The sequence below is a fragment of the Nocardia aurantiaca genome (assembly GCF_009708175.1).
GTDB lineage: Bacteria > Actinomycetota > Actinomycetes > Mycobacteriales > Mycobacteriaceae > Nocardia > Nocardia aurantiaca.
Map to the genome: position 1 here is coordinate 34,308 of NZ_WMBB01000021.1, position 15,429 is coordinate 49,736.

Genomic DNA, 15,429 nt, shown 5'->3' on the forward strand with positions numbered 1-15,429 from the left:
AGGCCGATTCGACGGCATGCGGCGCTTCGCGGCGGCTGGATCAGGCGGGGATGCCCATGCTCGCGGCCATCATAGGCCACGAGTTGTGCAGCGCCGCTTCCCAGTACGGCCAGTAGTGGGTGCCGACCGGGTCGAACTGGTAGGTGGCCGGAATGTTCAGCGAGTCCAACTTGGCCTGCAGGTTGTGGGTGCAGGAGTTGACCGCGCCCTCGATGATCATGCCCAGCGCCAGGTTGACGTCACCCTGGATGCCCGGGGAGGACTTGGTGTAGTACTCCACGTCGCGCATCAGCGGGATGCCGCTGCCGCTGGAGATGTAGAGCTGGGTGCCGCGCAGCTTCTCGGCGTTGACCACCGGGTCGTTGGCGGCCCACAGCGGGCTGTCGGCCGGGCCGTACATGTTGTTGGTGTTGCCACCGGCCCAGGTCTCCACGGCCAGCTTCACGAACTGGCGGCCCATCGGGTCGGAGATCTGCGCGCATCCGCTGTAGGCGGCCACCGACTTCCACAGGCCCGGCTTGGCCTCGGCCAGCTGCAGCACCGAGGTGCCGGAGGTGGACAGTCCGGCCAGCGCGTTGACGCCGGTGGCGCCGAGGGTGGTGTCCAGCAGCGGCGGCAGCTCCTGGGTGAAGAAGGTCTGCCACTTGTTCAGGCCGAGCTGCGGATCCGACTGCTGCCAGTCGGCGTAGTAGCTGCCGCGCCCGCCGATCGGCTGGATGACATTGACCTGCTTGTCGGCCAGGAAGCCGAGGGCATTGGTCTGGGCGTTCCAGCTGGCCGTGCCCTCGCCGGCATCGAGCCCGTTGAGCAGGTACAGGTTGGGGGCGGGCTGGGACTCATCGACCGGACGCTGCACGTCGACGGTGATGTCCTTGTCCATGGCCGCGGAGTAGACCTTCAGATGCCAGGTTCGGCCGTCCTTGGTGACCGAGGTGACGGCCGGGGCCTTGTCCTGGTCGGCCGAGCCGGTACCCACGGCCAGCGCCGCGGACAGGGCGGCGGTCAGGGCCACGGCGGCGGTCCGCAGGGCGGTCCTATTACGGAGTGCAGAGAGCTTCATCGAACAGCTGATTCCAGTCCTCGGGCCACGCTCGGCCTCATCGTCGATCAGTGCCGGGACCCGGATTTTCCGGTCCCCCGACACGCTATGTCTTGTGTCAAGGAAAAACTGTTACCTGACAAAGCGTTTGCAGGGTAGCCCTAAAACGCCGGGCACGCCGCCGCGACGGTGTCGGCCCAGCATGCGACCATCGAAAGGTGACCAGCAAACCCGCCGAGGAACAGCGTCTGCGTGATCTGGCGCGGCTGCGTCGCGTCCGGGACCGCATCGATCGGGAGTACGCACAACCGCTGGATGTGGAGGCGCTGGCCCGCGACGCCCACATGTCGGCCGGGCATCTGAGCCGCCAGTTCCGGGCCGCCTACGGCGAATCGGTGTACGCCTACCTGATGACGCGGCGCATCGAGCGGGCCATGGCCCTGTTGCGACGCGGGGATCTGAGCGTCACCGAGATCTGTTTCGCGGTCGGCTGTTCCTCGCTGGGCACCTTCAGCACCCGGTTCGCCGAACTGGTAGGGATGCCGCCCAGCGTCTACAAGCAGCAGATGGCCGATGCCCCCGAGGGCATGCCCTCCTGCGTCGAGAAACAGGTGACCAGACCGATCAGGAATCGAGAAGCCCAGGCGATTGCCCCGCAACTAGCCTGATCGACATGGATATCACCATTTCAGCGAGCTTCCTCCCGCACAATGACGCCGACGCCGCGCTCGCCTTCTACCGCGACGCGCTCGGCTTCGAACTCCGCAAGGATGTCGGCTACAACGGGCTGCGCTGGCTCACGGTGGGCCCGCCCGAACAGCCCGGCACCTCCATCGTGCTGCACCCGCCGGCCGTGGATCCGGGCATCACCGAGGACGAGCGCAAGCTTATCGTCGAGATGATGGCCAAGGGCACCTACGGCAGCCTGCTGCTGGCCTCGACGGACGTCGACGCCGCCTTCGAGAAGTTGCAGAGCAACGAGGTGGTCGAGATCGTCCAGGAACCGACCGATCAGCCATACGGCATCCGCGACTTCGCCGTGCGCGACCCCGCGGGCAACTTGGTCCGCATCCAGCAGGCTTCCTGACCGTCCTATCGCCACGCCCCACAGATGGAGACCCGCATGGCCCCGAGTAAGTCCCGGCAGACCGCCCTGCCCGCCGCCGACGCCCACGACCTCATCCGGGTGGTCGGCGCGCGGGTGAACAACCTCAAGGACGTCTCAGTCGACCTTCCCAAACGCCGTCTCACGGTGTTCACGGGCGTATCCGGTTCGGGGAAGAGCTCGTTGGTCTTCGACACCATCGCCGCCGAGTCGCAGCGGCTGATCAACGAGACCTACAGCGCGTTCGTGCAGGGCTTCATGCCGACGCTGGCCCGCCCCGACGTCGACGTGCTCGAGGGCCTGACCACCGCCATCAGCGTGGACCAACAGCGGATGGGTGGGGACCCGCGCTCCACCGTCGGCACCGCCACCGACGCCAATGCCATGCTGCGCATCCTGTTCAGCCGCCTCGGGACGCCGCATATCGGCTCGCCGCAGGCCTTTTCGTTCAATGTCGCCTCTGTCAGCGGTGCGGGCGCGGTCACCGTGGAGAAGGGCGGCAAACAGGTCAAGGAGCGGCGCAGCTTCTCCGTCACCGGCGGCATGTGCCCGCGCTGTGAGGGGCGTGGCGCGGTGAACGACATCGACCTGACGCAGCTCTACGACGACAACAAGTCGCTCACCGAGGGTCCGTTCACCATTCCCGGCTACAGCATGGACGGCTGGTACGGGCGGATCTTCATCGGCAGCGGGTACTTCGACCCGGACAAGCCGATCAAGAAGTACACCGAGCGCGAGCTCGACGATCTGCTCTACAAGGAGCCGACCAAGATCAAGGTCGAGGGCATCAACCTGACCTACGAGGGGCTGATCCCCAAGATCCGGAAGTCGATGCTGTCCAAGGACATCGACTCGCTGCAGCCACACGTGCGCGCGTTCGTGGAGCGCGCGGTCACCTTCCAGATCTGCCCCGAATGCGACGGCACCCGACTCAGCGAACCGGCCCGGTCCTCGAAGATCGAGAAGATCAGCATCGCCGACGCGTGCGCCATGCAGATCAGCGATCTGGCCGATTGGGTGCGCGGTCTGAAGGAGCCGTCGGTCGCGCCGCTGCTGGAATCGCTGCAGCAGGTGCTGGACTCGTTCGTCGAGATCGGGCTGGGATACCTGAGCCTGGACCGCGCCTCGGGCACGCTGTCGGGCGGTGAGGCCCAGCGCGTCAAGATGATTCGCCATCTCGGCTCGGCGCTCACCGACGTCACCTACGTCTTCGACGAGCCCACCGTTGGCCTGCATCCGCACGACATCCAGCGCATGAACGATCTGTTGCTGCGATTGCGGGACAAGGGCAATACGGTGCTGGTTGTCGAGCACAAGCCGGAGACCATCGCCATCGCCGACCACGTCGTCGACATCGGGCCCGCGGCGGGCGCAGGGGGCGGCACCGTGTGTTTCGAGGGCACCGTCGACGGGCTGCGCGGCAGCGGCACCATTACCGGCCGTCACTTCGACGACCGGGCCGCGCTCAAGGACTCGGTGCGGAAGCCCCGGGGGGCGTTGGAGATCCGCGGCGCGACGGCCAACAACCTCCAGAAGGTGGACGTCGACGTGCCGCTCGGGGTGCTGGTGGTCATCACCGGCGTCGCGGGCTCGGGCAAGAGTTCCCTGGTGCACGGGTCGATTCCGGCCGGTGAGGGCGTGGTCTCCATCGACCAGGGCGGAATCAAGGGTTCGCGGCGCAGTAATCCGGCCACCTACACCGGGCTGCTCGAGCCCATTCGCAAGGCCTTCGCCAAGGCCAATGGCGTGAAACCGGCACTGTTCAGCGCGAATTCGGAGGGCGCGTGCCCGACCTGCAACGGCGCGGGCGTGATCTACACCGACCTGGCCATGATGGCCGGTGTCGCCACCGTCTGTGAGGAGTGCGAGGGTAAGCGCTTCCAGGCTGCGGTACTGGAATACAAGCTCGGTGGCCGCGACATCAGCGAGGTATTGGCCATGCCGGCCGGCGAGGCGCTGGAGTTCTTCGCTGCGGGCGAGACGAAAATCCCTGCCGCGCACAAGATCCTGCAGCACCTCAACGATGTGGGCCTCGGCTATTTGAGCCTGGGTCAGCCGCTGACCACGTTGTCCGGCGGTGAGCGGCAGCGGCTGAAGCTGGCTACCCACATGGGCGAGAAGGGCGGGGTGTACGTCCTCGACGAACCGACCACCGGTCTGCACCTGGCCGATGTCGAGAATCTGCTCGGATTGCTGGACCGCCTGGTGGATTCTGGCAAATCGGTCATTGTCATCGAGCATCACCAGGCCGTGATGGCGCACGCCGACTGGATCATCGATCTCGGCCCGGGTGCGGGTCACGACGGTGGCCGCATCGTCTTCGAGGGCACTCCCGCCGATCTGGTGGCCGCGCGTTCCACGCTGACCGGTGAGCACCTGGCCGAGTATGTCGGCGCCTGACTGCGCCAACGCTCCGGAAGATCCCGGCCCGCCGGGAATATCAGCGACCGCCAGCGGTTGATCGTGGCTGCCGATGGAAGGGAGTGACTGCGGTGAACGGGTTTTCGGCCGATGGCCTGAAGAAGGTGAGCGAGGTACTCGACGGGTACGTCGAGCGGGGCGAGGTGGTCGGCGCGGTGGCCGCGATCTACCGGCACGGGGAACCGGTGCAGGTGGACACGTCCGGGTGGCGGGATCGGGCTGCCGGGCAGCCGATGCGGCGCGATACGCTCTTCCGCATCGCCTCCATGACCAAGCCGATCACCGCCGTGGCGGCGCTGACACTGGTGGACGAGGGCCGGATCGGGCTCTCGGATTCGGTCGATACCTGGCTGCCGGAACTGGCCGACCGCAAGGTCATGCGGGATCCGGACGGCTCGCCCGAGGACGTGGTGCCCGCCGAACGCCCGATCACGGTCGAGGATCTGCTCACGTACCGGCTGGGTCTGGGCTGGGGCCGCTCCAGCCTCGCGCCCCAATTGTTCGCCCTCACCGCCGATCCCATCGCGAGCGCGATCGGCGTCGCGAACGCGGAGCGGCTCGCGCCGGACGAGTGGCTGCGCCGGGTCGGCGAGCTGCCGCTCATCGCGCAGCCCGGCACCATCTGGCGCTATCACACGGCCTCGGATATCCTCGGCATCCTCATCAGCCGGGTGGCCGGGCAGCCGCTGGAAACCGTGCTCCGCGAACGAGTCCTGGACCCGCTGGGCATGGCGGACACCGGATTCACCGTCCCCGAACATGAACGAGACCGCCTCAGCGTGCTGTACGGCCCCGACGATGCCGAGCTCGATCGGCCCGCCACCACGGCGTGGGGCGAACCGCCGCTGTTCCCCTCCGGCGGTGCGGGCCTGGTCTCCACGGTGGACGACTACGGCCGCTTCGCCCGCATGCTGATCGAGGGCGGCGAGCTGGACGGGGTCCGGATCCTGTCGGCCGAGACCGCCGCCGCCCTGAGCCGCGATCACCTCACCCCTGAACAACACGCGGCCGCCCCCTTCAATCCGCCACTGGGCCAGTTCATCTGGGCCGATCAGGGCTTCGGCTACGGCGTGAAGATGCAGACCGAACCCGGCACCGGCGTCCCCGGCGTCGGCACCCTCTCCTGGCCGGGTGGCTTCGGCACCGCCTGGTACGCCGACCCCGAAAAGAACCTGGTGGCACTGCTTTTCGTCCAATCGGCCAATATCATCATCGCCGCCGAATGGCGCAGCCCGCTCGGCGACGACTTCCTCACCGGGGTCTACGGGGCCCTGGTCGACTAGTAGACCGTCCCCATCGCCGAGTGCACCTCGTCCAGGGTGCGTTCGGCGATCTCGTTGGCACGCCGATTGCCCTCGCGCACAATGCCGCTGGCGAAATCCGGGTCGGCGGCCAGCTCCTCGCGGCGGGCGCGGTGGCCGGCGAAGAAGTCGTTGACCGCGTCGGTGGCCAGCTTCTTGAGCGCCGAGCCGCCGCCGTCGCCGAGCTTGTCCGCCAGCGTGTGCTCGTCACTGCCCAGGCATAGGGCGGCGGTGGTGAGCAGTGCCGAGACGCCGGGCCGGGTGTCCGGATCGAACGTGATGCGGCGGTCGGAGTCGGTGGGGGTGCGGCGGATGAGCGCAGCGGTCTCGTCGGCGGTCATGGACAGCGAGATGGCATTGCCGTAGCTCTTGGACATCTTGCGCCCGTCCAGGCCCGGGATCTCCGGGGTGGAGGTGAGCAGTGCCCGCGGCTCCGGGAATACCCGGCCATAGCGCTCGTTGAACCGCCGCGCGATGACCCGGGTCACCTCCAGATGCGGCAGCTGGTCCTTGCCCACTGGCACCAGATTGCCCTTGCAGAACAGGATGTCGGCCGCCTGATGCACCGGGTAGGTGAGCATGAGGCCGCTCAGTGCCCGCTCCGACGCCGCCAGCTCGGCCTTCACCGTCGGATTGCGGTGCAGCTCCGACTCGGTGATCAGGCTCAGGAACGGCAGCATGAGCTGATTCAACGCGGGCACCGCGGAATGGGTGAACACCGTAGCCCGGCTCATGTCGATCCCGGAGGCGGCGTAGTCCAGTACCGCGTGGTAGACGTTGTCGCGGACCTGGCCGAGGGTGTCGCGGTCGGTGATGACCTGGTAGTCGGCCAGGATGACGAACAGCTCCACGCCGAGTTCCTGCAACCGCACGCGTTCCCGAATGGTGCCGAAGTAGTGCCCCAGATGCAGTCTGCCCGTGGGCCGTTCGCCGGTGAGGACGCGGAAGCGGTCCGGATGGGCGGCCACCTCGGCGGCCAGTTCGTCGCTGCGCTCGCGGGTGGCGGCGAAGGAATCCGAAGGGGTGGTCACCGTACAACTCCTGAAAGTTCATGGAGGGCTGCACGAGCGGGGCGTTCCGTCGGGAATCACGGGCCGCGTACAGCCCGTGGTCATGGTTCATCGGGCTGCTAACGCAGCCAGCGCCATGCCTGCCGAGTGTGAATCACCTGCCCACCTTAACAAGTCGCGCCCGCGATCGCGTGTCAGGGGTGTGCCGACACCACCCGAGGCATGGGCGCTACCGAGCCCGGACACGGCGCGGGGCACAGGTGTCCGGCCAGCGCGGTGTGCGGATTGCGGTGGCGGGCCGAACCGATCAGGGCGAGCGCTTCCATCGCGATCACGATCAGGCCGTATCCATAGGTGGTAACGGCCAGGCCGAAACGCTGCACGCACAGCCCCGCGATGACCGCCGGCACACTGAGCGACAGGTAGGAGACCACGTAGATGGCGGTCACCACTTCCGCCCGGGTCTCGGCCGGTGACAGCCCGGTCAGCAGGCGTAGCGCACCCGAGAACGACGGCCCGAATCCGACCCCGGCCACCACGCTGGCCCCGAAGAACAGCCACACCGAATTCGTCGCCGCGCCCAGCAGCGCCAGCGCGACGCCGGACATGAGCAGGATCGGCCCGCGCAGCAGGGCCTGATCGATGGTCCAGTCGCGGGCCAGCAGCGCGGTCACCGCCGAGGTGCCCTGCAACGCGACCACCACCAGACCTCCGGCCAGCGGTGTGCTGACGTGGAAGTGCACCTTCATCAGCGTGCCGCCGAGCGCCAGATACAGCCCGCCCAGCGCCCAGGTGGCCGCGATCGATGGCATCAACGTCATGAAGGCCACCCGGACCTCTTGTGGCACCGACACTTTGGGCTCGAGCGACTCCCAACCCCGCCCGTCGGGCGCGACGGTCTCGGGAATCACCAGCACGCCGATCACGATGATGGTGAACGCCACCGCCAGCAGCCAGTACACCAACCGGGTGGGCGCGGGCGCATAGGCCACCAGCAGCCCGGAACTGATCGCGCCCACGGCCAAGCCGCCGCCTGCCGCCACATTCGTCATGAGCGCGCCCAGCCGGGACTCCGCGGGCTGCAGGTCGATGAGGGTCGCCGTGATCGCCCCGGTGGCCAGTCCGGTCGCGATGCCCTGCACGATGCGGGCTGTGAAAAGCCAAGTCACCGACTGCGCTTCGGCGAAGGTCAGCGTTCCGGTCAGCTCCACCAGCACCGCCGCGATGAGCACCGGCCGCCGTCCGATGTGGTCGGACAGCGAGCCCGCGAACAGCAGAGTCACCAGCAGCGCAATGGCATTCGCGGCGTACACCCCGGTCGACACCACCGACGAGTAGTGCCACATCTGCTGGTATACCGGGTACATCGGAGACGGAGCCGCCGACGCGAACAGCAAGAGCCCCAGCGCGATCGACAGCAGCCAGAACGCCGAGGAGTTCGACATCCGATAGCGCACGGGGGATTCGACGCGCACGGCGTCGTCGGGCAGGTTCTGCATGGTTCCTCAAAGAGGTCGTCGGATGCGTGCGGATCGAGTGTGACCCATCGCGGCGCGGAGTTCGACCGGTTGTGCTGAACGGCCGCGCTGTCAGTCCGACACCAGGGCCTTCGCCCTCGCGGTCGCGCAGTGGCGGCGTCTCGTGTCGGAGGCGGAACGCTCGGGATGAAGGCTCATCGGAGTCGTAGCCGACCTGGTGGGCCAGGGCCGTCGGCCAGATGGGCGGCGGCCCAAGCGGTGGGTGAACCGGTCGGTCTCGGTGAACGCGGTGAATGGCGGTGAGCACCGGAGTCGGCGCCGGATCCAGGGCGGCGGTGAGTCGGCCGGGCGCGGCGGCATCGGCAGCGCCGCACGGCCGAGCACATGGACCCGCGCCGAACCCTGGAACTGTCCGCGAGTCACGCCTCTGTGGCCTGGCGGCCGGTTGCCATCGCCGATCTGAACGACGCCGCGCTCGCCGATCTGGGCCACGGCTGGCACGCCCCTGATACGAGGCGCATCCTGGACAAGGGGATACGCCGCCGAGTTCTTGACTTTCCCCGGCCGGCGCATCATCGTGGATTTGTTAGCAAAGCTAATTGATGGGGAGAGGTCCGGACGCCCGAACATGTTCGCGGCGCGCGATCGCTGGAGATCCAGGGAGGTATCGATGGTCGAAGACGCCCCGCGCGCGGAGCTTACCCAGCGATTCGCCGATCGGCTCGCATCGGCCGAAATCGCGAAGCGCTTCGAAGCCCTGCTGGCCGACGACCAGGTGCGCGCGCTCATGCCGCTACCCGAGGTCGCGGAGGCGGCCCGGCAGTCCGGGCAGGGGCTGGCCGGTGCGGTCGCGGTCCTCATGGACGGTTACGCGGACCGTCCCGCCATCGGCGAGCGGGCCAGCGAGATCGCGGTCGACGCCGACGGCCGGCGCATCCGGCGGCTGCTGCCGGCGTATCGGACCGTCACCTACCGCGAGCTGTGGTCGCGCTCGGGAGCCATTGCGGCGGCCTGGCACGCGAACACGCGAAATCCCTTGCGTGCCGGGGATTTCCTGTGCGCGCTGGGCTTCGCCAGCGGCGACTTCACCGCCATCGAACTCGCCGCCATCCGGCTGGGCCTGGTGAGCGTGCCGCTGCAATCGAGCGCCGCTGCGGCCCAATGGCATTCGATCCTCACCGAGACCGGTGCGCGCACGCTCGCCGTGAGCCTGGAGCTGCTGGAGCCCGCGCTCGAGTGTGTGCTCGACGGCACTCCGGTGGAATCGGTGGTGGTCTTCGACTTCGAACCCGGCGATGAGCGGCAGGCCGAGATCTTCGCCGCCGCGCAGCGTCGCATAGCGTCGTCGGGGGCCGGGGTCGGGCTGGAATCGCTTGCCGCCGTGGAGGATCGGGGGCGGGATCTGCCCGCGGTCCCGCTGCACGTCCCCGCCGACGAGGACGAGCTCGCCCTGCTCATCTACACCTCCGGCAGCACCGGCACCCCCAAGGGCGCGATGTACCCGCAGCGCTTGGTGGCCGGTATGTGGTTGGGGCCCACGGTGATCCCCGCACCCGTTCTCAACTTCTGCTACATGCCCATGAGCCACGTCGCCGGGCGGATGGTGCTTACCGGCACCTTCGCGCGCGGCGGCACCGCCTTCTTCGCCGCCGCCAGTGATATGTCGACCCTCTTCGAGGACTTCGGCCTGGTCCGGCCCACCGAGGCGTTCTTCGTTCCGCGCGTGTGCGAGATGGTGTTCCAGCGCTATCAGAGCGATGTGCGGCGCCGCATCGCGGCGGGCGAAGCCGCCGAGGCGGCGGATGTGGCCGCGAAAGACGCGCTGCGGCAGGACTTGCTGGGCGGCCGCCTGGTCCGCGTCATGGTCGGCAGCGCGCCCATTTCCGCGGAGATGAAGGAGTTCATGAACTCGGTGCTGGATCAGCCGCTCATCGACGGCTACGGCTCCACCGAGGCGGGCGGCGGCCTGCTCATCGACAATGAGATCCGCCGGCCGCCGGTCATCGACTACAGGCTGGTCGATGTGCCCGAGCTCGGCTACTTCGCCACCGACAAGCCGTATCCGCGCGGCGAGTTGTTGGTGAAGTCGACCCTCCAGATCCCGGGCTATTTCAAGCGTCCCGAGGTGACCGCCGAGATCTTCGACGAGGACGGCTACTACCGCACCGGCGATATCGTGGCCGAGGTGCGGCCCGATCATCTGGTCTATGTCGACCGCCGCAACAATGTGCTCAAGCTGTCGCAGGGTGAGTTCGTGACCGTGGCCAAGCTGGAGGCCGTCTACGCCACCAGCCCGCTCATCGCCCAGATCTTCGTGTACGGATCCAGCGAGCGTTCGCACCTGCTGGCCGTCATCGTGCCCACCGACGCGGCCCGCGCCCTCGCTCCCGCGGAGATGACCGCGGCCATCACCGAGTCCCTACAGCAGATCGCCCGGGACGCCGAACTGGAATCCTACGAGATCCCGCGCGACTTCCTGCTCGAGACCGAGCCCTTCACCCAGGAGAACGGCCTGCTGTCGGGCATCGGAAAACTATTGCGGCCCAAGCTGAAGGAACGCTACGGCGACCGGCTCGAGCAGCTGTACCGCGCGCAGGCACGGCAGCAGGAGAACGAGCTGCTCATGCTGCGCCGCGAGGCCGCCGACCGGCCGGTGCTCGAGACGGTGCGCCGCGCCGCCCGCGCCGTCCTCGGCGGCGGTGAGCCGCAGGCCGACGCGCACTTCATCGATCTGGGCGGGGATTCGCTGTCGGCGCTGTCGTTCTCGACGCTGCTGCGCGAGATCTTCGGCGTCGAGGTCCCCGTCGGCGTCATCGTCAGCCCCGCCAATGACCTGGCCGGGTTGGCCGCCCACATCGAGGGCGAACGCCACGGTGGCGGTGGCCGTCCCACGGCCTCGACAGTGCACGGCGGCAGCGAGATTCGCGCCGCCGACCTCACCCTCGACAAGTTCGTCGACGCGGCGACACTGGCTGCCGCACCCGGTCTGCCGCTCGCGGCGCATCCGCCGCGCACGGTGCTGCTCACCGGCGCCAACGGCTACCTCGGCCGGTTCCTGTGTCTGGAATGGCTGCAGCGCCTCGACGAATCCGACGGCACGCTGGTCTGCGTCATTCGCGGCCACGACGCGGCCTCGGCGCGACGGCGACTGGACGAGGTCTTCGACAGCGGCGATCCGGAGCTGTCGCGGCGCTACCGGGAGCTGGCCGCGCACCGCCTGCGGGTGCTCGCCGGTGACATCGGCGCCCCGAATCTCGGCCTGGACCAAGCAGTCTGGCAGGAACTCGCCGATACCGTCGACCTCATCGTGCACCCGGCCGCGCTGGTCAATCACGTGCTGCCCTACGACCAGCTGTTCGGTCCCAACGTGGTCGGCACCGCCGAGGTGATCCGCTTGGCGCTGACCACCACCCGCAAGCCGGTCACCTACCTGTCCACGGTCGCCGTGGCCGCGCAGGTCGATCCCGCCGTCTTCACCGAGGACGGCGACATCCGCGAGATCAGCGCGGTGCGTGTGCTCGACGACGGCTACGCCAATGGCTACGGCAACAGCAAGTGGGCCGGTGAGGTGCTGCTGCGCGAGGCTCACGACCTGTGCGGGCTGCCCGTGGCGGTCTTCCGCTCCGATATGATCCTGGCGCACAGCACCTTCGCCGGACAGCTCAACCTGCCCGACATGTTCACCCGCCTGCTGCTCAGCGTCCTCGCTACCGGCCTGGCTCCGAAGTCGTTCTACGCCTTGGACTCTCGCGGTGAGCGGCAGCGCGCCCACTACGACGGCCTGCCCGCCGACTTCACCGCCGCCGCCATCACCACCCTCGGCGCCCGCGTCACCGCCGGTTTCGAGACCTACGATGTTCTCAACCCCCACGACGATGGCATCTCCCTCGATGAATTCGTCGACTGGCTCATCGAATCCGGCCACCCCATCGACCGCATCGACTCCTACCAGGACTGGCTCACCCGCTTCGAGACCGCCCTGCGCGCACTCCCGGAACACCAACGCACCCACTCGGTCCTGCCACTGCTGCACGCCTACCGCCGCCCGTCCCCGCCCATTCCAGGCGCGGCGCTTCCGGCCAAGCGCTTCCAGACGGCCGTTCAGCAGGCGAAACTCGGGCCGAACGCCGACATTCCGCACCTGACCAAGGAACTGATCGACAAGTACGTGAAGGACCTGAAACTGCGCAACCTGCTCTAGCGCGGGCAGGTGATCGGCGGACCGATGCGCCCACCGGGCATGTCGCTGCGCTGACCCGCGTGGTCAGCCTTCGTATTCGCTTGCCGCCGCGGGGATTTCCAGACCGTGCTGGAGGGCGGCGACGGTGCTGTCGAGGATCTGGTAGAGGTTGCCGATCGACGGATCGGGGCCGGCCACCCAGTCGTCGAGTCCGACGCCGAATGCCGCGAAGCAGGCCGCGGCGGCGAGTTTCGCCCGTCGATCGTCCTCGGGCAGTCCCGCCCGGCGGGCGAAACTCCGGGTCATCGCATCCCGGCGGCCGAAAGTGCCGGTGAAATTCTCTTGGCGCAGTTGCGGATTGGTGATCAGCACCAGCCTGGCTCGCCGGGCTGTGTCGGCTTGGCGGCGGCGCAGTTCGGCCTCGGAGTCGTCGAGTAGGAAGTCGCGCAGCGCGGCCCGCAGCGCGACGAAGACCGCCTCGTGCGGCGGGCGGCGGTCCAGGGCGGCGAGCAGGTAGGACATGACGTCCTCCTCGTGGCTGAAGACCACGGCCGTCTTGGACGGGAAGTGGCGGTGGAAGGTGCGCCGCGAGACCTGCGCGGCGTCGGCGATTTCCTGCACGGTGGTCTGCTCGAAGCCGCGGCGCTCGAACAGCAGCAGCGCGGCGTCTATCAATTCGCGCCGCACCCTGGCCTTCTCGCGTTCCCGCAATCCGGTCGATGCCGTCATCGCGCCCTCTCGTAGCCGTGTCATCCACCCTGGTGTCTCAAAGTGACAGTTCTCAGGATAGTCTGTTCGAAGTGTCTCAATGTGACACGAGAGTGAGACGAGTACGAGAGGACTCCTCCGATGACGCGACGAACCGTGATCACCCTGGTCTCGGCGGCCGTGCTGGCCACCGGGCCGCTCACCGCCACCGCCACCGCCGCCCCGCCCGCCCCTGCTGAGGGCGCGGCCGCGGGCACGGTCGTCGGCAATGAGGCCCTGGCCGAGAACCTCTGGATCGACGGCGCCGGCTCGGCGCGCAAGCTCACCTACTGGACCCGCGACTCTTCCGATCAGCCCGCGCTCTCCACCGGCGTCGTCTTCACCCCGGCGGGCACCCCGCCGCCCGGCGGCTGGCCGGTGCTGTCGTGGGAGCACGGCACGGTCGGCGTCGGCGACGACTGCGCGCCCTCGGTCGCCGGTCGCTCCGACCGCGACATGGGCTTCCTCGCCACCTGGATGAAGCAGGGCTACGCCATCGTCGCCACCGATTACATCGGCCTGGGCACGCCCGGCGTGCATGCCTACCTCGACGGCCGCGCCGAAGCGCACGCGGCCATCGATATGGTGCGCGCGGCCCGCGCCGTGGACGATTCGCTGGCCCCGAAATGGGTGGCCATCGGGCAGTCGCAGGGCGGCGGCGCAACGGTTTTCACCGCCTCGCTCGCGACTCGCTATGCGCCCGAACTGGATTACCGCGGCGCGGTGGCAACCGGCCCGGCCTCCAATGTCGTCGACGCCGCGACCCTGATCGGGCCCAGCACCCCGCCCATCGGATCCTCGCACATCACCGCCTACGCCACCTATGTGCTCAACGGCCTGAAGGCGGCCCGCCCGGACTTCGATCTGGACAGCTACCTCACCCCGCTGGGCAAACAGCTGGTGACCGACGCTCAGACCCTGTGCTTCACCTCGATGGCCGAGCGCGCCACGGGTGTGTCGCTGAATCAGTTGGTGTCGCGCCCGCTGGCCGACGGCGATTTCGTGCCCACCGCGCGATCGGTCATGGATGTGCCGCTGACCGGCTACGACCGGCCGCTGTTCATCGGCCAGGGCACCAATGACACCGACGTGCCGGCACCGCTCACCGCCAAGCTGGTGGCTGACATGACCGTCGCGGGAACGCATCCCGAGGTGCACGTCTATCCGGGCAAGGATCACAGCGGCGCCATGCTGGCCTCGCTGGCCGACAGCGTCCCCTTCGTGGCCCGGCTGTTCTCCTGACGCGCAAGGCCGAGTGGCTGGTGCCACTCGGCCTTCGCTCCGGCCTTGTTCGGGTCAGCCGATGGTGACGGTGGTGTCGATGAGACCGAAGACCTCGCCCTGCGGTCCTCGCACGATGCCCATGCGGCCGAACGGGCTGTCATCGGGCCCCGCGAGCACGGTGCCGCCGAGCTGCTCGGCCTTCGCCAGGGCGGCGTCGGCGCCCGCGACCTGGAACCAGGTCAACCAGTAGTTGGGGCCCGCGCCGGGCTGCCCGGTGCTGTCGGCCATGCCGCCCATCGGACGGCCGTCGGCGCCGGCGAAGGTGGAGTACGGCATCTGCTCGTTGCCGATCTCGTCGAAGGACCAGCCGAAGACCTGCTTGTAGAACTGCTGCGACGGGGCATACGCGCCCGTGTGCAGGTCGTTCCAGCAGTACGCGCCGGGCTCGTTGAAGATGCCGGCGCCACTGTGCGCCTTGGCTTCCCACACGCCGAACGCCGCGCCGCCCGGGTCCCCGGCGATGAACATGCGGCCGGCGTCCATGACGTCGAAGGGCGGCATGAAGACCGTGCCCCCGGCCGCGGTGACCGCGCCCGCGACGGCTTCGGCGTTGTCGGCGGCGAGATAGGTGGTCCATACCGAGGGCATGGCCGACGCCTCACCCATCTTGGGCCCGATGCCCGCGGCGGGTTTGCCGTCGAGCATGGCCATCAGATACCCGCCGGCCTCGGGCGGGCTGTCGAGGACCTCCCAGCCGAGCAACTGGGAGTAGAAGCCCCGCGCGGCGGCGGGATCGTCGACCGAACAGTCGACCCAACACGGAGTTCCCTGTGGCCAAGCCTTGTCTGTGGTGGGCATACGGATCCTCCCGAGAATCGGTCGGTGGCGGCCTGTCGGAGAGCAGGCACATGGTCAGCTAACCAT

At 68.4% G+C, this 15,429-nt stretch carries 11 protein-coding genes; 6 read left to right on the forward strand and 5 right to left on the reverse strand.

The features are described 5' to 3' along the window. Positions 1 to 40: 40 nt before the first annotated feature. Positions 41 to 1,060: an alpha/beta hydrolase gene (locus GLP40_RS31450; RefSeq protein ID WP_154791647.1), complete on the reverse strand. Its 1,020-nt coding sequence runs from the start codon at positions 1,058 to 1,060 to the stop codon at positions 41 to 43. 197 nt (positions 1,061 to 1,257) lie between these two features. Here GLP40_RS31450 and GLP40_RS31455 point away from each other — a divergent pair, with 197 nt between their 5' ends. The 4 genes from GLP40_RS31455 to GLP40_RS31470 all read left to right on the forward strand — a co-directional run bounded on the left by GLP40_RS31455 (position 1,258) and on the right by GLP40_RS31470 (position 5,848). Further along, complete coding sequence (locus GLP40_RS31455; protein WP_328290883.1) at positions 1,258 to 1,707, forward strand: helix-turn-helix transcriptional regulator; 450 nt, start codon at positions 1,258 to 1,260, stop codon at positions 1,705 to 1,707. Positions 1,708 to 1,712: 5 nt separating this feature from the next. Then, entirely contained in the window at positions 1,713 to 2,126 is a 414-nt protein-coding gene (locus GLP40_RS31460) for a VOC family protein (protein ID WP_154791648.1), read from the forward strand. A 36-nt stretch (positions 2,127 to 2,162) separates the two neighbouring features. Further along, entirely contained in the window at positions 2,163 to 4,544 is a 2,382-nt protein-coding gene (locus tag GLP40_RS31465; protein ID WP_154791649.1) for an ATP-binding cassette domain-containing protein, read from the forward strand. 92 nt (positions 4,545 to 4,636) lie between these two features. Next, entirely contained in the window at positions 4,637 to 5,848 is a 1,212-nt protein-coding gene (locus tag GLP40_RS31470) for a serine hydrolase domain-containing protein (RefSeq protein WP_196054866.1), read from the forward strand. Here GLP40_RS31470 and trpS read toward each other — a convergent pair. Continuing rightward, positions 5,845 to 6,897, reverse strand: coding sequence for a tryptophan--tRNA ligase (gene trpS / locus GLP40_RS31475; RefSeq protein WP_328290884.1), 1,053 nt, complete (start codon positions 6,895 to 6,897; stop codon positions 5,845 to 5,847). The two genes, GLP40_RS31470 and trpS, sit on opposite strands and share 4 nt — an antisense overlap. A gap of 173 nt (positions 6,898 to 7,070) precedes the next feature. After that, entirely contained in the window at positions 7,071 to 8,375 is a 1,305-nt protein-coding gene (locus tag GLP40_RS31480) for an MFS transporter (RefSeq protein ID WP_154791651.1), read from the reverse strand. A gap of 649 nt (positions 8,376 to 9,024) precedes the next feature. Here GLP40_RS31480 and car point away from each other — a divergent pair. Beyond that, entirely contained in the window at positions 9,025 to 12,555 is a 3,531-nt protein-coding gene (car, locus tag GLP40_RS31485) for a carboxylic acid reductase (protein ID WP_154791652.1), read from the forward strand. 63 nt (positions 12,556 to 12,618) lie between these two features. Here the strand turns inward: car and GLP40_RS31490 are convergent, their stop codons facing one another. Further along, positions 12,619 to 13,263 (reverse strand): TetR family transcriptional regulator, encoded by a 645-nt coding sequence (locus GLP40_RS31490; RefSeq protein WP_196054867.1) that lies wholly within the window; start codon positions 13,261 to 13,263, stop codon positions 12,619 to 12,621. A 120-nt stretch (positions 13,264 to 13,383) separates the two neighbouring features. Here GLP40_RS31490 and GLP40_RS31495 point away from each other — a divergent pair, with 120 nt between their 5' ends. Then, positions 13,384 to 14,523, forward strand: coding sequence for a lipase family protein (locus GLP40_RS31495; protein ID WP_154791654.1), 1,140 nt, complete (start codon positions 13,384 to 13,386; stop codon positions 14,521 to 14,523). Between the two features lie 54 nt (positions 14,524 to 14,577). Here GLP40_RS31495 and GLP40_RS31500 read toward each other — a convergent pair whose 3' ends face one another. Further along, positions 14,578 to 15,363, reverse strand: coding sequence for a VOC family protein (locus GLP40_RS31500; protein WP_154791655.1), 786 nt, complete (start codon positions 15,361 to 15,363; stop codon positions 14,578 to 14,580). Positions 15,364 to 15,429 lie beyond the last annotated feature (66 nt).

What these genes read in the sequence shown, in the direction of transcription:
- GLP40_RS31490 (WP_196054867.1), bottom strand. Translation starts at nt 13,263, where the DNA reads ATGACGGCATCGACCGGATTGCGGGAACGCGAGAAGGCCAGGGTGCGG.
- GLP40_RS31480 (WP_154791651.1), bottom strand. Translation starts at nt 8,375, where the DNA reads ATGCAGAACCTGCCCGACGACGCCGTGCGCGTCGAATCCCCCGTGCGC.
- GLP40_RS31495 (WP_154791654.1), top strand. Translation starts at nt 13,384, where the DNA reads ATGACGCGACGAACCGTGATCACCCTGGTCTCGGCGGCCGTGCTGGCC.
- GLP40_RS31460 (WP_154791648.1), top strand. Translation starts at nt 1,713, where the DNA reads ATGGATATCACCATTTCAGCGAGCTTCCTCCCGCACAATGACGCCGAC.
- GLP40_RS31465 (WP_154791649.1), top strand. Translation starts at nt 2,163, where the DNA reads ATGGCCCCGAGTAAGTCCCGGCAGACCGCCCTGCCCGCCGCCGACGCC.
- car (WP_154791652.1), top strand. Translation starts at nt 9,025, where the DNA reads ATGGTCGAAGACGCCCCGCGCGCGGAGCTTACCCAGCGATTCGCCGAT.
- GLP40_RS31450 (WP_154791647.1), bottom strand. Translation starts at nt 1,060, where the DNA reads ATGAAGCTCTCTGCACTCCGTAATAGGACCGCCCTGCGGACCGCCGCC.
- GLP40_RS31500 (WP_154791655.1), bottom strand. Translation starts at nt 15,363, where the DNA reads ATGCCCACCACAGACAAGGCTTGGCCACAGGGAACTCCGTGTTGGGTC.